The sequence below is a fragment of the Vibrio splendidus 12E03 genome (assembly GCF_000272105.2).
In the GTDB taxonomy this organism is placed as follows: domain Bacteria; phylum Pseudomonadota; class Gammaproteobacteria; order Enterobacterales; family Vibrionaceae; genus Vibrio; species Vibrio splendidus_I.
In genome coordinates, this window is sequence record NZ_AJZD02000354.1 from 1 (window position 1) to 19,005 (window position 19,005).

Consider the following 19,005-nt stretch of genomic DNA (forward strand, 5'->3'; position numbering starts at 1 on the left):
GCTTGGGTGGTAAGTGACTTGCAATTTCACTTGTTGAGCCCACTCTCTTTTGAGCAAATAGGCGCGACTCTGTCCTTTAGGGATGTAATCAAGGCGATTGCGTTCTTTATCTCGCACCCATCCGACTTGTGGCGCGTTTTGTTCAGTTCCGTAGTGCTGTGACTCCACATGAACACTTTGTGTTTTTGAGCGCGGTTTTAGACGGCGTGAGCGGGTGATAAAGCGGTCTAAATGGCGTCTTTTTTCGTGTCGGACTTTGCCGCCCTTTGACAAGCCTAGTGTCTCCACGGCTCCGCCGTGCGCTCCGCGCCGAGAATTGGTGAAATATTCAGGAGTGATTAACGTAAGTTTTTTATCCTGAACTAATTGCCAAATTTCCGCTGATTCCTTGGTGTTGTGAAAGTGGACTTGCTCCATTGCATGTAACTTACTTTGCTCACTTTCCATCCAATCAGAATTTTGAGCACTAAAAAAACCGCTCTCGATAGCGGCTATATTTTTTTCAGTTGTCGCAACGTCTTGCGCTAAGGCAGTGACATAGCCCACATCATGCGGACTCAAAATATTAGTGATTTCTCGCTCACCTTGCGGTTCATACAAATAATTCATCTTGTCACCAGTGACGGGTTATAAATGCTCTAAAGAAACGTACCTACCTGACTTGGTATCGCGCAGGGTGTTAAAGGTTAAATGACGAAATTCACAACATGCTTTTGCCAACATGTGAAACTCGCTTTCTCTATCCTCTGGAACCCACAAAGTGACCTTTTTTAGTCCTTGCGCTTTCTTAGCCGCTTCGTATCTTGCATTGCGACTCATGCAAACACCCCCGCACGAGCAAAGCCTATTGCTACCACTGCAACAAAGGCAGAGCGGGCAACGACTTCAAACTTAGATTGAGAGCTGCAAGAAAATGCCAATGAAGCAAATACAAAAATTGATGCATCCATTACAAAATCGCCTCTCTATGTTTAAGCACCTGTAGCCTTGCAGCGCGTTTATATTCCATCTGACCTTTACGGCTAAAACGGTAGTCCTTACCGCTTTTCGATTTTGAGCTATAACCATTAGGAAAATGTTTAGCCTTTAGGTTATCTAGAATTTCGAGCCCTTTTGCAGTTGGCATAAATCCCCCTTAAATAGCTGCACGCCAGTCTTGGTATTTAGACGCCTGTTCTTCTGCTAACTGGTCAATAGCTCGCATATTGATTAACACTCGACGTGCATCACTTGAGCTTTCACGCTTCAAAAGTGGAAGCTGACCGCGCTTAACCTGCATTCGGACAGCATTTAAAGACAATCCTGTTAGGTCTGCATACTTTTCAGGTGTCACAAAAGACCCATAAAAACCGTTAACTTCATTCATTTCTGTTTGTTTATGACCTACCATGACTTAAACACTCCAATAGTTAGCTAAAGAACCAATTAAGTGGTTCGTTAAGGTTCTATTGGATTTAAACATATTTGTTCTGGTTTTCAAAGGTTCTTAAGGGTAATTATGAAAGAGTGGATAATGAGTGATTTATTAATTGAGCTAGAGGGGATGCCAAACTCAATTACGGGGATAGGACAAAAGGCAAGAAGAAACAAATGGTTAAAAAGAAAAGCCATTGGTCACGCCCGTGCTGTTGAGTACCACATTTCAAATTTTCATCCCGACATACAAAAGCAAATAATTGAGAAGTTAGTCACAAACCCTCTTGAGCGTGAAAAGCTATTAAAAAAAGACTGGACGATACCACCAAGCAATGCGCATGGCTTAAGGCCACTCGATGATTTTGAAGATTGGGCGAAGCTGCCTGTTTATGATGTACACGCAGCAGCAGGAGCAGGAGCCTTGATTGAATCAGAATATCAAATCGGGGTTTTCAGCTTACCCGTTGAGTTACTACACGAATACGGCCTTAAGCCTTGCTATAGCTCTATTATTTTTGTCGATGGTGATTCAATGGAGCCAACGTTAAGCCACAAAGACAGGTTACTTGTTGATATTCGAGAGCAACAACATCCTGTAGCAACTGGCGTTTATGTGATTCGCATAGATGAGGCTGTTTACGTGAAGCGCTTGCAGTGGGATATAGAAAACGGCCTCTACAAAGTAATCTCTGACAACCTGAGATACCCTGCTTTTAGTATCAACCATCAGAATGGGCGAAACTTCAAAATAATAGGTAAAGCGGTTGCCCCTGTTATGAAGAAAATCATATGAGCGTTAAGAAAGACGGCGAAAAATGGCTCGTTGATTTAAGGCCGTCCGGAAGAAGCGGCAAGCGTTTTAGACGTAAGTTTGATAAAAAGTCAGAGGCTTTAGCCTATGAGAAACACATACTTTCGACACATCACAATAAAGAGTGGTTAGGTCTACCCGACGACAAACGGCTACTCTCTGAGTTAGTCGAAATATGGTGGATTAAGTCAGGCCAACTTAAACGAACGGCAAGCAACTATAGAAAGAAGTTAGACCTGTTATGTCGTGAGCTTGGTAATCCACCCGTCAATAAAATCAATAATGCGATGGTTAGCAATTGGCAACTGAATAGAATGTCTAAAGGGCAAAGCGCAAATACAGTCCGCCGATTAACATCGTGTCTAAGTAATGTTTTTACTGTACTGATTGAAACGGGTGACTTCAACGCACCTCACCCGTTAAAAGACCTCAAACAACCCGCCCCTAATCGGTCTGAAATGACTTATTTAACAACCTACCAAATAGATGCGTTGTTATCAGCGGTACAATCGCACCCTGAACTATCCAAGATAGTAGACATTTGTTTGTCTACTGGTTCACGGTGGAGAGAAACCGTAACTCTAAAGCCAATGAACCTAAGCCCCTATAGGATTAGATTCACCAACACAAAAACAGGCAAGCCTCGAACTGTTCCTATTAGTGAAGAGTTATATAAAAAGTTGCAAACCAATGTAAGCGGAAACTTGTTTTCATATGACCCGCAAAAAGAGCTATACGAGATTATGGATTCATTAGAGTTCAACTTACCGAAAGGGCAAAAGGTTCACGTATTACGGCACACTTTCGCGAGTCACTTTATTATGAACGGCGGTAACATTCTTACGCTAAAAGAAATCCTAGGCCATGCTAGTATTACCCAAACAATGGCTTATGCTCATTTAGCACCAGACCACCTAATTGACGCGGTAAAACTTAACCCACTAAGCAGGTTAAGAGATCCACAAAATGACCACACTCACGACCCAACGCGACCTATTACCACATAAGACGGATTGTTAAGTGATTGTATTTAATGGCTATGAACCATTACCACCCATACTAAACAACTTGGGAAACGCTCAGTAATGAGCCTTTTTTATTCTATGACGATGCAAGCCTTTAACTTTGATAACCTGACTCCTGACTTCATGTGGTACGCACTGGAGAGCATCGGGGTTCGTGCTGAATCCGGGCTTCTCGCTCTCAACAGTTACGAAAACCGTGTCTATCAGTTCACCGATGAAGACCGTAAGCGCTACGTCGTTAAGTTTTATCGCCCGCAACGCTGGAACAAAGCACAGATCCAAGAAGAGCATGACTTCGCACTCGAGCTTATCGAACAAGAGATGCCGGTTGCGCCTCCAATGCGAATCAACGGTGCAACCTTACATGAATATCAAGGCTACCTATTTACCTTGTTTGAAAGTGTCGGTGGCAGACAGTATGAAGTGGATAACCTAGACCAACTGGAAGGCGTAGGGCGTTTTCTTGGCCGTATTCATAAAGCCAGCGCAGGGAGAACATTCCAACATCGCCCGACCATCAGCTTAGATGAATACCTTTATCAGCCACGTAAGATTCTAGAGAATTCTCAGTTTATCCCGACGCACCTAGAAAACGCGTTCTTCAATGACGTCGACCTTCTGATCAAAGAGCTAGAGAGCCAGTGGCCGAGCAACATTGAGAATATCCGCCTGCATGGTGACTGCCACCCAGGCAATATACTGTGGCGCGATGGGCCAATGTTCGTCGACCTTGATGACGCTCGTAACGGCCCTGCGATACAAGATCTGTGGATGCTGCTTAATGGCGAACGCCAAGATAAGCTGATGCAACTGGATATTTTGCTAGAGAGTTATCAAGAGTTTTGCGATTTTAATACCGCACAACTGAAACTAATCGAACCACTACGCGGTCTACGTATGGTGCATTACATGGCATGGTTGGCGAAACGATGGCACGATCCTGCGTTTCCTCTGGCCTTCCCGTGGTTTAATGATCCGAAATATTGGGAGCAACAAGTACTTGCTTGTAAAGAGCAAATTGCTACCCTGCAAGAGCCACCACTTTCGTTAATGCCTCAGTGGTAACAGCAATCGCAACATACAACTAGATAAAAATTCAAACATAATGGAGATTGGATAAATGAAAAAGCTATTCGCATTTTTCTCATTGATCATGTTGAGCCTTTCAGCTCACGCTGCGAAATTTAACGAAGGTGAGCACTACAAAGTTCTCGATCTAGAAGCATCAAAGAAACCAGTAGTGACAGAGTTCTTCTCTTTCTACTGCCCACACTGTAATAGCTTTGAGCCAATCATCCAGCAGCTAAAACAACAGCTACCTAAAGACGCTAAGCTACAGAAAAACCATGTTTCATTCATGGGTGGCAACATGGGGCTGCCAATGAGCAAAGCTTACGCGACCATGATTGCACTGAAAGTTGAAGACAAAATGGTGCCAGTGATGTTTAATCGCATCCACACCATGAACAAGCCACCACGTGATGAAGCAGAACTGCGTCAAATCTTCCTAGACGAAGGTGTTGATGCTAAGAAATTCGATGCGGCATACAACGGCTTTGCAGTAGATTCGATGGTTCGTCGCTTCGACAAAGCATTCAAAGACAGCGGCCTTTCTGGTGTACCTGCTGTTGTAGTTAACAACCATTACTTAGTAGAAGCGCAAGGCATCAGCAGCCTAGACGAGTACTTTGAATTGGTTAACTTCTTACTGAAAAAGTAAAAAAACAATCAAAAATACAAAATAAGGGAGCTTCGGCTTCCTTTTTTGTACCTGACGCTTTTTAATGACCTCTTGCAAGAGATATTATCTTGGGATGCTGTTCAGTTTCCCATTTATCCAATTAACCTTTATATTCTGTTGTTTTCTATAACCTTTTATTAACAGCTATTTATTGCTACCAATCACTGGGGCAAGGAGCCTCTGAATGAAAATCAAATATACGTTATTAGCGTTAAGCGTTGCCGCTGCGCCCGCGTTAGCCAAGCTTGCTGATGAGCCAGGTTTCAGTGGTGAGATATCTATCAACGCCGGTGTCACTTCTTCAACCTCAAATTTTAATACCGACGCTGACAGTAAGATCTCATCGACTAACCAGAAAGCTTCGTCTGAGAGCTCGTTTTTAGTTGCGCCTCTCGGTAGCATTGCTTACACCTTTGGTGAAAAGCTGAACCATCAGGTTTACACAGGTACCGCGCGTGATGATGTGGCGACGGGTACTGTTGTGCTTGAGGTTGGTTATAAATACCAACTAGAGTCAGGCATGACCATCGATGCTTCGATTCTGCCAACTATTATGTCTGGCGAGACTTGGGCCGATCCGTACAACACGACGTCAGCTCGCAGCAAAACCGACGAGACGGGTAATGCCTTTCGTTTAACACTAGAGAGCATCGCTGGCTCTGCTTTCTCTTTAGACATGGCCTACGCCACCAAAGATGTGAAAGATGATCGAGTTGAAGACGCGCTAAAACGCGACGCCGATACTTTCTACCTGAAAGGTCAATATCGTCAGCCAATCAGTCGTACCATGATGTTAGTACCGTCACTGATCTACCAATCAAGTTCTGCAGATGGCAAAGCTGCCTCTTATGAACAGTTTGGCGGTGAGGTAAGCTTATTTGGCGGCATGGGACGTCATCAATACGCACTAACGGCGGGTTACAACCAACGCTCTTACGATGCGAGCAGCATTACTTTCCAAAAGAAACGCAGTGACGATAACATCAATCTATTCGCCGCGTATGAATATGATCAATTCATGGATTGGGAAAACTGGTCGTTTGTTTCTCTTGCAGGCTACGGTACTAGTGACTCGAACATTACCTTCTATGATGAGTCTCAATACATCGTCTCACTCGGCCTGAACTACAAGTTCTAACTCCAGCCAGCGCCAATAAATTATCAAACTAAAGCCTGCACACAAGCAGGCTTTCTATTTACTACTACACAGCTTGAGCCGTGAGTTGCTTCAACAATCGGTCCATCGCTCGATAGCCCAGCGCTTCCGATAGGTGTTTCTTTTCTATCTGCTCGTTACCGTCAAGGTCAGCAATGGTTCGCGCTACCTTAATGATTCGGTGATAGGCACGAATCGACAGCCCCAATCGATGGAGTGCTGTCTCAAGAAACTCCGCATCTTCACGTCGCAGTGGGCAATACTTCTCAATTTCTCGACTGCCGAGTAAAGCATTTGATTTATGGTTGCGAGATAACATGGTTTGACGAGCCTGTTTGACCCTGTGCTTTACGACTTGGGTGGTTTCACCTCGGTCACCTCCTTCGGCCAACATTCCCTTGGGCAATAGAGGTATCTCCAATGACATATCGAACCTATCTAGCAAGGGGCCAGATAAGCGGTTGAGATAGCGCAAGATTATCTGTGGGTTAGCCCGCGCTTGATTACCTTCGTAGTAACCTGTTGGACTTGGGTTGAGTGCACCGACCAACTGAAAGCGCGCAGGGAAACGCGTCTTGCCCGCTGCACGGGAGATAATAATCTCGCCCGACTCTAGTGGCTCACGTAATGAATCGAGCACCTTACGCTCAAACTCTGGCATCTCATCCAAGAACAATAAGCCGTTATGCGCCAAAGAGATCTCTCCGGGGCGAGGCACTGAGCCTCCTCCCACCAATGCCGCCATTGAGCTTGAATGGTGAGGGGATCTAAAAGGTCGTTGCTTCCAGTTGTACTGATTGATCTCTTGCTGCGTTAACGAAGCGACCGATGCAGTTTCCATCGCCTCGTCATCACTCATTTCAGGTAACAAATCACGCAGACGAGACGCCAACATAGTCTTGCCAGTTCCTGGAGGGCCAAGGAAAAGTAAGTTGTGATTTCCAGCGGCTGCTATCTCCAGAGCTCGCTTGCCTTGTTGTTGGCCGATAATATCTTGTAGGTCGCGAAGCACTGAAACATCAGCCTGATGATGTTCCGTTCTATATAGGCCAAGCTGAGTCTGTCCACACATGTCAGCACAAACCTCCAACAAGGTTTGCGCAGATTTATGGGCTCCCTTGCCCACTAGCGCAGCCTGATCACCGTTATGGTGTGGAACAACTAAGCATCGTTCGACGCTATCGGCAGCTAACGTCGCAGGCAACACGCCCTTTACTGAACGCAGCTCTCCAGACAACGCCAACTCACCGATGAATTCATGCTGTGCGATCTTTGATGTCGGAAGCTGATCAGATGCCACTAAAATCCCAAGCGCGATTGGCAAATCGAAACGACCTCCTTCTTTGGGTAAATCGGCAGGAGCGAGGTTGACCGTGATTCTTTTTGATGGAAATTCAAAGCGAGAATTGATGATCGCACTTCTTACTCGATCTTTAGATTCCTTAACCGTTGTTTCAGGTAGACCCACTAACGTAAAGCCAGGCATTCCATTGCTTATATGCACCTCAACAGTCACTTCTGGCGCCTCTACACCAACACTAGCTCGACTATGAATTATCGCGAGTCCCATAACTTTCCTTTGTCTTTGATTTAAAAGTATTCGCTCTGGATATTCGTTGCTCACCAAAGCTATAAGGTTGTTATATAGCTTGATGGAATGGTGTTTTAATGTGAAAAAAGAATGACATTTTCCTTGTCATGCGGCAGATTTGTGTGATAACACTAGAGATATAGACTTTTACTGAAGACAATAAACGAGAAAACTCGAATATTATGATTTTTAACGCTCGCATTTACGCACTGATTAACCTGATTATCGTAGTCATTATTAAGACTGCGCGGGGGCGAGTGGGAAGAAAGTAACCACGAATTAGAAAAAACCCCCGCACTGACAAGTCCGGGGGTTTTTTCTAATTTAAACATTCGATTTTTATATTTTTGAGCATTTTCGGCTTTGCCGATTTACAGGAAGAATGGGAGCACAAGATGTGCAGAGACAAAGGAAACAGTTACCAAAATAAAGGTAATACGGGAGAATTCCGATGAAAGGCGCAGAACTAGTCGTATCCGCACTCAAGCAACAAGGAATTGAGACCGTATTTGGTTACCCAGGCGGTGCCATCATGCCAATCTACGATGCACTTTATGATGGCGGGGTTGAGCATATCCTATGTCGTCATGAGCAAGGCGCTGCAATGGCCGCGATCGGTATGGCTCGTGCAACACAAGATGTCGCTGTTTGTATGGCAACCTCGGGACCAGGTGCAACGAACCTAGTCACTGGCCTTGCAGATGCCTTTATGGATTCAATCCCATTGGTTGCTATCACAGGTCAGGTTGCAAGTTCCCACATTGGTACCGATGCATTCCAAGAGATGGATGTGATTGGTATGTCTCTGTCATGTACCAAGCACAGTTACCTAGTTACCGACATTGAAGAATTGGCTCCAACCCTAGCTGAAGCCTTTGTAGTAGCGAAGTCTGGCCGCCCAGGTCCAGTTATCGTCGATATTGCTAAAGATGTTCAACTAGCAGAAGCTCCTGTTAAAACTCTCCCAGAATTTACTCCACCAGCGATTCCTGTTGCAACAACCGATGCTATTGAGCAGGCACAGTACTTTTTGTCTCAAGCTACCCGCCCTGTTTTATACGTAGGTGGTGGTGTTCAACTCGCTAAAGCGACCGATGCTGTTCGTGAGTTCTTACGCCTTAACCCGATGCCTGCAGTAAGTACATTGAAAGGCTTGGGTACTATCGAACGTGACGACCCACACTACCTTGGCATGTTGGGCATGCACGGCACCAAAGCCGCTAACCTAGTGGTTCAAGAGAGTGACCTGCTGATTGTTGTTGGCGCTCGTTTCGATGACCGAGTAACCGGTAAGCTTGATACCTTTGCACCACACGCGAAAGTTATCCATATCGATATTGATGCCGCTGAGTTCAGCAAACTGCGTCTTGCTAATGCGCCAATTCGTGGTGACATCAACAAGATCATGCCTCAGTTGGAACTAAGCCAAGACATCTCATCTTGGGTTCACCACTCTGAAGGACTTCGTAGCTCATTCAAATGGCGCTACGACCACCCAGGTGATCTGATCTTTGCTCCGCTACTGTTGAAGCAACTGTCAGACATGATGCCAGCAAGCTCTATTGTTTCGACCGATGTTGGCCAACACCAAATGTGGGCAGCTCAGCACATTCAGCCGCGCGATCCACAGAACTTCATTACCTCTGCCGGTTTAGGGACCATGGGCTTTGGCTTGCCCGCTGCAATGGGTGCATCGGTTGGGCGTCCTGATGACCAATCTATACTTATCTCTGGTGACGGCTCGTTCATGATGAACATTCAAGAGCTTGGCACATTGAAGCGTCGTCAGATCCCAGTGAAGATGGTACTGCTTAATAACTCTCGCTTGGGCATGGTTCGCCAATGGCAATCGCTGTTCTTTGATGGCCGCCACAGTGAAACTATCTTGGATGACAACCCTGATTTCGTGATGCTCGCGAAAGCATTCGATATCCCGGGCAAAACCATCACTCGTAAAGAAGAAGTAGAACCAGCATTGAAAGAGATGCTAGAGAGCAAAACCGCTTACCTACTTCATGTTCTTATCGATGAAGAAGAAAACGTATGGCCACTAGTACCGCCAGGTGCTTCAAACAGTGAGATGTTGGAGAACACATAACATGAAAAGATACCTATTAGACATCAAAGCCGATGATAAGCCTGTACTACTAGAGCGTGTTCTTCGTGTTATCCGCCACCGTGGCTTCATTGTTAAGCAAGTTGCGGGCACTCAAAACCACGAAAGCAAAGTGGCGAGTGTTGAGATCATCGTAGACAGTGACCGTCCGATCTCTTTCTTGGTAAACCAAATCGAAAAGCTGTGGGATGTGCGTACCGTTGACGTTATCTCGATCAGCCGTAATGAACTGCCAAACAACAACTTACAACAAAAGATAAACGCATAAGGAACCGCAAACATGACAGCTAAAACAGCAGACTATATTTGGTTTAACGGTGAGATGGTTCCTTGGGCAGAGGCGAACGTTCACGTCCTGACTCACGCAATGCACTACGGTACTTCTGTGTTTGAAGGTGTTCGTTGTTACAACACACCAAAAGGGCCGGTTATCTTCCGTCACCCTGAACACGCTAAGCGCCTAAAAGACTCAGCAAAAATCTACCGCTTCCCTATTCCTTACAGTGAGGAAGAAATTATGGAAGCGACTCGCGAAACACTACGCCAAAACAAGCTAGAGTCAGCGTACATCCGCCCTCTAGGTTTCGTAGGTAACGTTGGTTTGGGTGTCTGCCCGCCAGAAAATACCGAGATGGAGCTGATCATCGCTGCTTTCCCTTGGGGTTCTTACCTGGGCGAAGAAGCACTAGAAAACGGCGTTGATGCGATGATTTCTAGCTGGAACCGTGCCGCTCCAAACACGATCCCAACCGCAGCAAAAGCCGGTGGTAACTACCTATCTTCACTACTGGTTGGTGGCGAAGCTCGCCGTCATGGTTACGATGAAGGTATCGCACTGAGTGTTGATGGTTACCTTTCTGAAGGTGCTGGTGAGAACATCTTTGTGGTACGTAACGGCGTGCTATCAACGCCGCCAGCGACCAGCGCAATTCTGCCGGGTATCACTCGTGATTCGATCATGACACTAGCAAAAGACATGGGTTATGAGATCCGTGAAGAGAACATTGCTCGTGAAGCGCTATACCTTGCCGATGAAGTATTCATGACAGGCACAGCTGCCGAGATCGTTCCGGTTCGCAGCGTAGACAAAATTACAGTAGGTGAAGGCAAACGCGGTCCTATCACTGAAAAAGTTCAAGCGGCTTACTTTGGCCTATTCAATGGAACCACTGAAGATAAGTGGGGCTGGTTAGACTACGTTTACCCAGCAGACCAAACTTCAGAAAATCAAACGCAAACAGCTAAGTAAGCAACAGCCAAATATTTTATAAGGATTTAAGCAATGCCAATCTATCGTTCAGCAACGACTACCCACGGACGCAACATGGCTGGTGCGCGCGCTTTATGGCGTGCAACTGGCGTTAAAGATGATGACTTCGGTAAGCCAATCATCGCGGTTGTAAACTCGTTCACTCAATTTGTACCAGGCCACGTTCACCTTAAAGACATGGGTCAACTGGTTGCGGGTGAAATCGAGAAAGCGGGGGGTATCGCTAAAGAATTCAACACCATCGCGGTTGATGATGGTATCGCAATGGGTCACGGCGGCATGCTGTACTCACTGCCATCACGTGAGCTTATCGCAGACTCAGTAGAGTACATGGTCAATGCACACTGTGCAGATGCGATGGTGTGTATCTCTAACTGTGACAAAATCACTCCGGGAATGATGATGGCAGCTATGCGCCTAAACATCCCAGTGATCTTTGTATCGGGTGGTCCAATGGAAGCAGGTAAAACCAAGCTTTCAGATCAGATCATCAAGCTAGACCTTGTTGACGCGATGATCCAAGGTGCCGATCCAACGATTTCTGATGAGCAAAGTGAGCAAGTAGAACGTTCTGCATGTCCAACATGTGGTTCTTGTTCAGGTATGTTCACGGCTAACTCAATGAACTGTCTAACTGAAGCGCTTGGTCTATCTCAGCCTGGTAACGGTTCTATGCTAGCAACCCACGCAGACCGTGAAGAGCTATTCATCAATGCTGGTAAGCGCATCGTTGATCTCACTAAGCGTTACTACGAGCAAGATGACGAATCAGCACTGCCTCGTAACATCGCAAACCGCGCAGCATTTGAAAACGCGATGGCACTGGATATCGCAATGGGCGGTTCTAGTAACACCGTTCTTCACCTATTGGCTTCAGCTCAAGAAGGTGAGATTGATTTTGATATGGGTGATATCGACGAGATGTCTCGCCGCGTTCCACACCTATGTAAGGTTGCGCCTTCAACACCTAAATACCACATGGAAGACGTTCACCGTGCTGGTGGCGTAATGGCTATCCTAGGTGAACTAGACCGTGCTGGCCTACTGAACAACCAAACTCGCACCGTGCTTGGTCTAAGCATGCAAGAGCAGCTAGCTCAATACGACATCATGCAGACAGAAGACGAAGCCGTGCTTAAGTTCTTCCGCGCTGGCCCTGCTGGTATCCGTACCACCAAAGCTTTCTCACAAGATTGTCGTTGGGATCGCCTTGATGATGACCGCGTCGATGGTTGTATTCGTACCAAAGAGAACGCATTCAGCCAAGAAGGTGGCCTAGCAGTACTTTCAGGTAACATCGCGGTTGATGGTTGTATCGTTAAGACCGCGGGTGTTGATGAAGAAAACCTTAAGTTCCAAGGCCCTGCAATCGTGTTCGAAAGCCAAGACACAGCAGTAGACGGCATCTTAGCGGGTAAAGTAAAAGCCGGCGAAGTGGTTGTTATCCGTTACGAAGGTCCTAAAGGTGGTCCGGGCATGCAAGAAATGCTCTACCCAACCACTTACCTAAAATCTATGGGTCTAGGCAAATCTTGTGCGCTTCTAACTGACGGACGTTTCTCTGGTGGTACATCAGGTTTGTCTATCGGTCACGCTTCTCCAGAAGCTGCAAGTGGCGGTGTGATTGGTCTAGTGAACACGGGCGATATCATTACTATCGACATCCCTAGCCGCTCAATCACACTTGATGTGCCAGAAGCAGAGCTTGAAGCGCGTCGTGTTAAGCAAGATGCACTAGGCTGGAAACCAGAAAACCGTCAGCGTGAAGTGTCTTTCGCACTGAAAGCTTACGCGAGCATGGCAACCAGTGCCGACAAAGGCGCCGTGCGTGATAAGTCTAAGCTTGAGGGCTAACTATGAGTGATGACACCTCCAGTCCCCAAAAACAAACTGGCGCAGATTATCTGCGTCAGATCCTGAGAGCGCCGGTTTACGAAGCGGCAATCGTGACACCTCTACAGGATATGCCACGTTTAAGCGCGCGCATTGGAAATCAGGTCCAGCTTAAGCGAGAAGACCGCCAGCCGGTGCACTCGTTCAAGCTACGTGGTGCCTACAACATGGTATCAAGCCTTTCTGAGCAGCAAAAAACCGCAGGTGTGATTGCTGCATCGGCGGGTAATCATGCTCAAGGTATGGCGCTATCAGGCTCTAAGTTGGGTATTCAGACTACGATTGTGATGCCAAAAACCACACCAGACATCAAGGTTGATGCGGTACGTGGATTTGGCGGTAACGTGGTTCTGCACGGCAGCAACTTTGATGAAGCCAAGGCAGAAGCCGAGCGTCTTTCTGCTGAACATGGCTTCACCTTTGTGCCTCCTTTCGATCATCCACTGGTGATTGCAGGACAAGGCACGATGGGTATGGAGATGCTGCAGCAAAACGGTCACATGGATTATATCTTTGTGCCGGTTGGTGGTGGTGGCTTAGCTGCGGGTGTTGCTGTGCTAGTAAAACAGCTGATGCCAGAGATTAAAGTCATTGCAGTAGAACCAGAAGATTCGTCTTGCTTAAAAGCGGCCCTCGATGCCGGTGAACCTGTGGTACTGGATCAGGTCAGCATGTTTGCTGATGGTGTTGCGGTTAAACGCATTGGCGAAGAAACCTTCCGTCTTTGCCAACAGTACATTGACGGTCACATTGCAGTCTCTAGTGATGAGATCTGCTCTGCGGTGAAAGATATCTTTGAAGACACTCGTGCGATAGCTGAACCTTCAGGAGCGCTTGCTCTGGCTGGCTTGAAGAAGTTTGCTGAGCAGAACCAACTGCAAGGCAAGCAATTGGCAACGGTACTGTCTGGTGCTAACACCAACTTCCACGGTCTGCGTTATGTCTCTGAACGTTGTGAGCTGGGTGAGAAGCGAGAAGGTCTACTTGCGGTGACGATTCCAGAGCGACAAGGGGCATTCCTAGAGTTCTGTAATATTATTGGTGGTCGAGCGGTGACTGAGTTTAACTACCGCCACAACGACGAAAGCCTCGCGAATATCTTCGTTGGTGTACGTCTACAAGGTGGCCAAGAAGAGCTCGAACACATCATCAATGACCTACGTGAGGGCGGCTACCCAGTTGTCGATCTCTCTGATGATGAGATGGCAAAACTGCACATTCGCTACATGATTGGCGGCAAACCATCGAAACCACTGAAAGAACGTCTGTACAGCTTCGAGTTTCCAGAATATCCAGGTGCATTGATTAAATTCCTTGATACCTTAGGTACTCACTGGAATATCAGCCTGTTCAATTATCGTAACCACGGCGCCGATTACGGTCGCGTATTGTGTGGCTTCGAACTTGGTGATGATGATTTAGCTCAGTTCTCGACACACCTACGAGAACTTGGCTATCAGTGTAAAGATGAAACCGATAACCCTTCCTATAAGTTCTTCTTGTCTTAAGAGTTAACGACCGAATCAAAAAGAGCGAGTATTTACTCGCTCTTTTTATTGGTGTTGATTCAACTCAAACTTGAAAAGGATCTTCTCGCTAAGATCATTAGACCGCCTTGCGATGATCCAACCAATCTTGGTGAAGTTGTTCACTCGATCCTAGGTATTTCACCATCCACTCGATCAACTTATGGTTATCGTCTTTTCGCCACACCAAACAACAATGACTCTGCGGACTCGGTTCAGGCAGTATTTTTTCCACCAGCAAGCCTTGTTCGATAATTGGCGCGGCAATGTGCCTCGGCATATAACCCACCCCTACTCCATTTTTAAGGCATTCAATTGCGCTATACCAATTGGGTAACAACAGGCGTCTTTGATTTGAGTAGTGGCCTGTGTGTCGCTTAGGCAGTACGCTGGAGGTATCGTCCAAACATATCGCGGGATACTGGCTAACAAACTCTTCATTGAGGTTTTGCTCTCGCACACACGGATGACTCGGCGACATCACAAACGCCCAATCTAGGCGTCCCATATCTTTAACCTCAAAGTCGCCACCGACCGGAATCGCCGAGGTCGCACCAATCACAATATCCGCTCTGCCCTGTGCAATCGCTTCCCAAGAGCCATTAAACACCTCCATGTTGATCTGAAGCTCTGCAAACTCAAAGGTTTGGTAGAACTCTTCAATCATCGGCTTCATCTTGTCGAGCTTAACCACGTTATCGAGCGTTAGACGCAAGGTTTTCTTCCAACCACGCGCTGCTCGGCGAGTCTGAGCACTGACCTCTTCCATCTGTCTCAGTAACGCACGTGCCTCTTCAATGAACAATTCACCTGCCGGTGTCAGCTCTACTTTTCTCGGTAAACGTCTGAAAAGTAGAGCATCCAGTTCTTGCTCTACTTGCCTAACCCCATAGCTGATCGCCGATGGTACTTTGTGCAATTGTTCTGCCGCCGCAGTAAAGCTACCTAAACGAGCAACCGTATCGAGCATTTCTAAAGAGGATTTAGAGAACATAAGCCTTCAAATTTTTTGATTGATAACCACATATTTTAGCGTTTTATTTTATCAGGTCTGAAAAATAGAATGTCAGCATAAATAAACAGGGGCTTTTACTTCTGTATATCAAACAATTTTTTTGATGATAAAAACATCACTACCTTTAGCTTAATGGCATCTTATGAATATTTCTAAATTTCAATTGGTCTACCTTGCAGTTCTTTCAATGCTTGGCTTTATTGCGACCGATATGTACCTTCCTGCATTTAAGGCAATGGAAGTTGATTTCGCAACCGGCCCAGAGCAGATTGCTTTGTCTCTAACGGTATTCCTTGGCGGTATGGCAATGGGTCAGCTTCTTTGGGGTCTGGCGAGTGACAAGTATGGTCACCGTAATACGTTGGCGGTTGGTCTTGTTATCTTTACCGCAGCTTCATTCGGCTTAGCATTCAGCACCGAGGTATGGCACCTACTGACACTGCGCTTCATTCAAGCGATCGGTGTATGTGCTCCAGCGGTAATCTGGCAAGCAATGGTTATCAAGCGTTACTCGCAAAGCAGTAGCCAGCAAATTTTTGCAACCATCATGCCTTTGGTTGCGCTATCTCCTGCACTAGCACCTCAGCTAGGTGTGTTACTGGCGGATAGCTTTGGCTGGCACAGCATCTTCATCACATTAACCTTGATGGGTGCACTGCTAGTGGCGACAACAATGGCTCAACCAAAAGAAGCGCCTGAAGTAAAACAGACATCGATTAAGACAGACATCAAAGTGTTGCTTAAATCAAAGCCTTACATGGGTAATGTTTTAATGTTTGCATCAGCATCTGCAGCGTTCTTCGCTTACCTAACGGGTATGCCAGAGATCATGGCTCAACTAGGTTATGAAGCAAAAGACATCGGTTTGAGCTTTATCCCACAAACAATCGCGTTCATGGCGGGTGGTTACTTCGGTAAGCAAGCAGTGAAGAAATATGGCGATGGCGTTGTACTAAGAAACCTTATCGGTTTGTTCAGTGTAGCGGCGATGCTTATCTTTATCGCATCACAGTGGGAACTGACGTCAATCTGGCCTCTACTTGCGCCTTTCTGTTTGATTGCTGTCGCAAACGGCGCACTTTACCCAATCGTAGTAAACCGTGCTCTATCAAGCGCGAAACAGAGCCCTGCAACAGCGGCTGGTCTACAAAATAGCCTGCAAATCAGTATCAGTGGCCTATCAAGCGCATTAGTCGCAGCAATGGCTAGCCAAGCACTGAGTGCAACGGGTATCGCGGTTGTGATTTGTTTGGGTGCACTGTGGGTTGGCTATATTGTTTCGAACAAAGAGCTGTCTGAACATTTCGCGACACCAGACAACTCTCGAGTGGTCGCTGACGAGAAACAAGACTAGTTTCTAAGTTAACGAAAACAAAAAAAAGCGAGATTACTCGCTCTTTTTCTATATCTAGATAAATAAGAAAAAGCCAGTAGCGGTACTACTGGCTTTCATTTAAATCATCTTATTTATTAAGAGACTACTTTTTCTTAGTCGGACGTTGCCAATCAGCAATCTTACGTTCTTTAGCACGGCTGATAACTAACTCATTTTCAGAAACATCGCGCGTTACTGTAGAGCCAGCACCAACGGTAGCACCATTACCAATCGTAACAGGCGCTATTAATTGGCTATCTGAACCAACGAATACGTCGTCGCCAATGATGGTCTTAAACTTATTCGCGCCATCGTAGTTACAAGTAATTGCACCCGCACCCACGTTTACACGCTGGCCAATTTCAGCATCGCCTAGATACGTTAAGTGGTTCGCTTTCGAACCCTCACCAAGACAAGTATTTTTCACTTCTACGAAGTTACCGACGTGCGAGTTATTACGCATGTCAGCGCCAGGACGTAGACGAGTAAAAGGACCAACCGTACAGTCTTCACCGACCGTTGCACCTTCAATTACGCTGTATGGACGCACGATGGTGTTGTCATCGATCTCACAGTCTTTCAAGACACAACCGGTGCCGATAACCACGTTGTCGCCAATGCTTACGCTGCCTTCGATGATAACATTAGTATCAATCTCAACATCCATACCGCACTGCAGTTCACCACGCAGATCAAAACGGCTTGGGTCACGAAGCATTACGCCTTGCTTCAATAGCTTATCTGCTTGCTCAGCTTGGTAAGCGCGCTCTAGACGAGCAAGTTGAGAGCGGTCGTTCACGCCTTCCACTTCAATTGGGCTTACTGGGTGTACAGCTTCAACTGCACGACCTTCATCGTGAGCCGCAGCAATAACGTCAGTCAGGTAGTATTCGCCTTGTGCGTTGTCGTTACTTAGGCCAGACAACCAACGCTTCAGATCACCACCAGTAGCAACCATAACGCCGGTGTTGATCTCTTTGATAAGCTTCTGCTCATCGGTTGCATCTTTCTGCTCAACGATAGCCACAACAGGGCCATTACGACGAATAATACGTCCGTAGCCCATTGGGTTGTCTAACACGACCGTAAGTAGCGCGATGCCACCGTTTGGTTGGGCGTCTAATAGGTTTTCAATGGTTTCAGGTGAGATCAGTGGAACATCACCGTAGAGCACCAATACTTTTTCATCATCAGCGAAATGTGCAGATGCCTGATCCACAGCGTGGCCAGTACCCAACTGCTCAGCTTGCAGTGCCCAGTTTACCGATTCTTCAGCTAAAGTAGCCTTCATCTGATCACCACCGTGACCGTAAACCAAGTTGATGTTTTGAGCACCAAGACCATTACATGTATCGATAACATGCTTCACCATTGGCTTACCTGCAAGCGTGTGTAGAACCTTTGGTGTGTTTGAATACATGCGAGTGCCTTTGCCCGCCGCGAGAATTACCGCGCTAAACTTCATTGTAAACCTATCCAACGTTATTTTTATTAAGCCGATATTGTAACCGTTTTTGGCCAAAAAATTAAATCGCAATAACCATTTAACCAGTAGTGATACGTAAAAGAAGCATTTTTGAGAATCTAAAAATGCAAAAAGGCGACCCTTAGGTCGCCTTTATCTCAGAGTCTATAACCTTAAAAAGATTAACGACGCTGTTTTGTCAGTTCGATAACTCGTAACTGAGCAATGGCTTTAGCCAGTTCACCGGCCGCTTGTGCGAAGTCTATGTCGCCATGCTGATTTTGGATATTCTCCACAGCCTTGCGTTTAGCTTCTTCCGCCTTTGCTGCGTCTAGCTCTTCACCACGGATAGCTGTATCAGCCAGTACAGTCGCTGTACCAGGCTGAACTTCTACCATACCACCAGAAACATAAATAATTTCTTCGTGGCCGTGCTGCTTAACAATACGCACCATACCAGGCTTGATAGCGGTCAGCAGTGGAGTATGACCATGGAAAATACCAAGCTCACCCTCACTACCGGTCACCTGAAACGTCTCAACAAGGCCTGAGAAAATTTGTTTCTCTGCACTTACAACGTCTAGGTGAAAGGTTATTGCTGCCAT

At 46.4% G+C, this 19,005-nt stretch carries 19 protein-coding genes and 1 pseudogene; 11 read left to right on the forward strand and 9 right to left on the reverse strand.

Translation table 11 applies throughout. The features are described from left to right. From A142_RS23045 to A142_RS23050, 5 genes and pseudogenes are all read right to left on the reverse strand, one after another. Nucleotides 1–609 (reverse strand): annotated as a pseudogene (locus tag A142_RS23045) (hypothetical protein); the annotation flags it as partial. A gap of 18 nt (nt 610–627) precedes the next feature. Then, nucleotides 628–819 carry a hypothetical protein gene (locus A142_RS24605; protein WP_081324739.1) on the reverse strand — a complete coding sequence of 64 codons (192 nt, stop codon included), beginning with the start codon at nt 817–819 and terminating at the stop codon, nt 628–630. Next, nucleotides 816–950: a hypothetical protein gene (locus A142_RS25595; RefSeq protein ID WP_019825510.1), complete on the reverse strand. Its 135-nt coding sequence runs from the start codon at nt 948–950 to the stop codon at nt 816–818. Before A142_RS25595 ends, A142_RS24605 begins: the two co-directional genes overlap by 4 nt. Continuing rightward, nucleotides 950–1,126 (reverse strand): hypothetical protein, encoded by a 177-nt coding sequence (locus A142_RS25255; RefSeq protein ID WP_019825512.1) that lies wholly within the window; start codon nt 1,124–1,126, stop codon nt 950–952. Before A142_RS25255 ends, A142_RS25595 begins: the two co-directional genes overlap by 1 nt. A gap of 9 nt (nt 1,127–1,135) precedes the next feature. Then, entirely contained in the window at nt 1,136–1,390 is a 255-nt protein-coding gene (locus A142_RS23050; protein WP_019825514.1) for a hypothetical protein, read from the reverse strand. A gap of 108 nt (nt 1,391–1,498) precedes the next feature. On the opposite strand from A142_RS23050, the gene A142_RS23055 reads away from it, so the two are divergent. The 5 genes from A142_RS23055 (at nt 1,499) to A142_RS23075 (ending at nt 6,131) form a co-directional block, all read left to right on the forward strand. After that, nucleotides 1,499–2,209, forward strand: coding sequence for a phage repressor protein (locus A142_RS23055; RefSeq protein ID WP_029405664.1), 711 nt, complete (start codon nt 1,499–1,501; stop codon nt 2,207–2,209). Then, on the forward strand, nt 2,206–3,234 hold the full coding sequence (locus A142_RS23060; RefSeq protein ID WP_019825518.1) for a phage integrase: 1,029 nt from the start codon (nt 2,206–2,208) through the stop codon (nt 3,232–3,234). The genes A142_RS23055 and A142_RS23060 overlap by 4 nt, the downstream gene beginning before the upstream one ends. 96 nt (nt 3,235–3,330) lie before the next feature. Further along, nucleotides 3,331–4,317 carry a serine/threonine protein kinase gene (locus A142_RS23065; RefSeq protein ID WP_019825520.1) on the forward strand — a complete coding sequence of 329 codons (987 nt, stop codon included), beginning with the start codon at nt 3,331–3,333 and terminating at the stop codon, nt 4,315–4,317. 55 nt (nt 4,318–4,372) lie between these two features. Continuing rightward, complete coding sequence (locus A142_RS23070; protein ID WP_019825522.1) at nt 4,373–4,972, forward strand: thiol:disulfide interchange protein DsbA/DsbL; 600 nt, start codon at nt 4,373–4,375, stop codon at nt 4,970–4,972. 205 nt (nt 4,973–5,177) lie between these two features. Further along, the gene (locus A142_RS23075; protein WP_019825524.1) at nt 5,178–6,131 is read left to right on the forward strand and encodes a DUF2860 domain-containing protein; all 954 of its coding nucleotides are present in this window, start codon (nt 5,178–5,180) and stop codon (nt 6,129–6,131) included. Nucleotides 6,132–6,195: 64 nt separating this feature from the next. Here the strand turns inward: A142_RS23075 and A142_RS23080 are convergent, their stop codons facing one another. Next, nucleotides 6,196–7,719, reverse strand: a complete 1,524-nt coding sequence (locus A142_RS23080) for a YifB family Mg chelatase-like AAA ATPase (protein WP_019825526.1) — start codon at nt 7,717–7,719, stop codon at nt 6,196–6,198. A 472-nt stretch (nt 7,720–8,191) separates the two neighbouring features. On the opposite strand from A142_RS23080, the gene ilvG reads away from it, so the two are divergent. Genes ilvG through ilvA form a run of 5 tightly spaced genes read left to right on the forward strand, consistent with a single transcriptional unit; the run spans nt 8,192 to nt 14,527 of the window. Next, entirely contained in the window at nt 8,192–9,838 is a 1,647-nt protein-coding gene (ilvG, locus tag A142_RS23085; RefSeq protein ID WP_019825528.1) for an acetolactate synthase 2 catalytic subunit, read from the forward strand. Nucleotide 9,839: 1 nt separating this feature from the next. Continuing rightward, the gene (ilvM, locus tag A142_RS23090) at nt 9,840–10,124 is read left to right on the forward strand and encodes an acetolactate synthase 2 small subunit (RefSeq protein ID WP_017055442.1); all 285 of its coding nucleotides are present in this window, start codon (nt 9,840–9,842) and stop codon (nt 10,122–10,124) included. Nucleotides 10,125–10,136: 12 nt separating this feature from the next. Further along, a complete protein-coding gene (locus A142_RS23095; protein ID WP_019825532.1) occupies nt 10,137–11,105 on the forward strand; it encodes a branched-chain amino acid transaminase in 969 nt (322 codons plus the stop codon). A gap of 33 nt (nt 11,106–11,138) precedes the next feature. Further along, a complete protein-coding gene (ilvD, locus tag A142_RS23100) occupies nt 11,139–12,980 on the forward strand; it encodes a dihydroxy-acid dehydratase (RefSeq protein WP_019825534.1) in 1,842 nt (613 codons plus the stop codon). A gap of 2 nt (nt 12,981–12,982) precedes the next feature. Beyond that, nucleotides 12,983–14,527 carry a threonine ammonia-lyase, biosynthetic gene (gene ilvA / locus A142_RS23105; protein ID WP_019825535.1) on the forward strand — a complete coding sequence of 515 codons (1,545 nt, stop codon included), beginning with the start codon at nt 12,983–12,985 and terminating at the stop codon, nt 14,525–14,527. Nucleotides 14,528–14,624: 97 nt separating this feature from the next. Here ilvA and punR read toward each other — a convergent pair whose 3' ends face one another. Then, entirely contained in the window at nt 14,625–15,539 is a 915-nt protein-coding gene (punR, locus tag A142_RS23110; RefSeq protein WP_019825538.1) for a DNA-binding transcriptional activator PunR, read from the reverse strand. Nucleotides 15,540–15,702: 163 nt separating this feature from the next. Here punR and punC point away from each other — a divergent pair, with 163 nt between their 5' ends. Continuing rightward, nucleotides 15,703–16,914 (forward strand): purine nucleoside transporter PunC, encoded by a 1,212-nt coding sequence (gene punC, locus A142_RS23115; protein ID WP_019825540.1) that lies wholly within the window; start codon nt 15,703–15,705, stop codon nt 16,912–16,914. 124 nt (nt 16,915–17,038) lie between these two features. On the opposite strand, the gene glmU is transcribed toward punC, so the two are convergent. Together glmU and A142_RS23125 are read right to left on the reverse strand one after the other, a co-directional pair. Next, nucleotides 17,039–18,400 (reverse strand): bifunctional UDP-N-acetylglucosamine diphosphorylase/glucosamine-1-phosphate N-acetyltransferase GlmU, encoded by a 1,362-nt coding sequence (gene glmU, locus A142_RS23120; RefSeq protein WP_029405665.1) that lies wholly within the window; start codon nt 18,398–18,400, stop codon nt 17,039–17,041. A 182-nt stretch (nt 18,401–18,582) separates the two neighbouring features. Beyond that, nucleotides 18,583–19,005, reverse strand: a complete 423-nt coding sequence (locus A142_RS23125; protein WP_004735742.1) for a F0F1 ATP synthase subunit epsilon — start codon at nt 19,003–19,005, stop codon at nt 18,583–18,585.

Bases quoted from the DNA above. Each gene is read 5' to 3' on its own strand.
- punC (WP_019825540.1), top strand. From the start codon at position 15,703: ATGAATATTTCTAAATTTCAATTGGTCTACCTTGCAGTTCTTTCAATG.
- ilvA (WP_019825535.1), top strand. From the start codon at position 12,983: ATGAGTGATGACACCTCCAGTCCCCAAAAACAAACTGGCGCAGATTAT.
- A142_RS23055 (WP_029405664.1), top strand. From the start codon at position 1,499: ATGAAAGAGTGGATAATGAGTGATTTATTAATTGAGCTAGAGGGGATG.
- A142_RS23095 (WP_019825532.1), top strand. From the start codon at position 10,137: ATGACAGCTAAAACAGCAGACTATATTTGGTTTAACGGTGAGATGGTT.
- A142_RS25255 (WP_019825512.1), bottom strand. From the start codon at position 1,126: ATGCCAACTGCAAAAGGGCTCGAAATTCTAGATAACCTAAAGGCTAAA.
- A142_RS23125 (WP_004735742.1), bottom strand. From the start codon at position 19,005: ATGGCAGCAATAACCTTTCACCTAGACGTTGTAAGTGCAGAGAAACAA.
- A142_RS23050 (WP_019825514.1), bottom strand. From the start codon at position 1,390: ATGGTAGGTCATAAACAAACAGAAATGAATGAAGTTAACGGTTTTTAT.
- A142_RS23060 (WP_019825518.1), top strand. From the start codon at position 2,206: ATGAGCGTTAAGAAAGACGGCGAAAAATGGCTCGTTGATTTAAGGCCG.
- ilvG (WP_019825528.1), top strand. From the start codon at position 8,192: ATGAAAGGCGCAGAACTAGTCGTATCCGCACTCAAGCAACAAGGAATT.
- A142_RS23065 (WP_019825520.1), top strand. From the start codon at position 3,331: ATGACGATGCAAGCCTTTAACTTTGATAACCTGACTCCTGACTTCATG.
- punR (WP_019825538.1), bottom strand. From the start codon at position 15,539: ATGTTCTCTAAATCCTCTTTAGAAATGCTCGATACGGTTGCTCGTTTA.
- glmU (WP_029405665.1), bottom strand. From the start codon at position 18,400: ATGAAGTTTAGCGCGGTAATTCTCGCGGCGGGCAAAGGCACTCGCATG.
- ilvD (WP_019825534.1), top strand. From the start codon at position 11,139: ATGCCAATCTATCGTTCAGCAACGACTACCCACGGACGCAACATGGCT.
- ilvM (WP_017055442.1), top strand. From the start codon at position 9,840: ATGAAAAGATACCTATTAGACATCAAAGCCGATGATAAGCCTGTACTA.
- A142_RS24605 (WP_081324739.1), bottom strand. From the start codon at position 819: ATGAGTCGCAATGCAAGATACGAAGCGGCTAAGAAAGCGCAAGGACTA.
- A142_RS25595 (WP_019825510.1), bottom strand. From the start codon at position 950: ATGGATGCATCAATTTTTGTATTTGCTTCATTGGCATTTTCTTGCAGC.
- A142_RS23080 (WP_019825526.1), bottom strand. From the start codon at position 7,719: ATGGGACTCGCGATAATTCATAGTCGAGCTAGTGTTGGTGTAGAGGCG.
- A142_RS23075 (WP_019825524.1), top strand. From the start codon at position 5,178: ATGAAAATCAAATATACGTTATTAGCGTTAAGCGTTGCCGCTGCGCCC.
- A142_RS23070 (WP_019825522.1), top strand. From the start codon at position 4,373: ATGAAAAAGCTATTCGCATTTTTCTCATTGATCATGTTGAGCCTTTCA.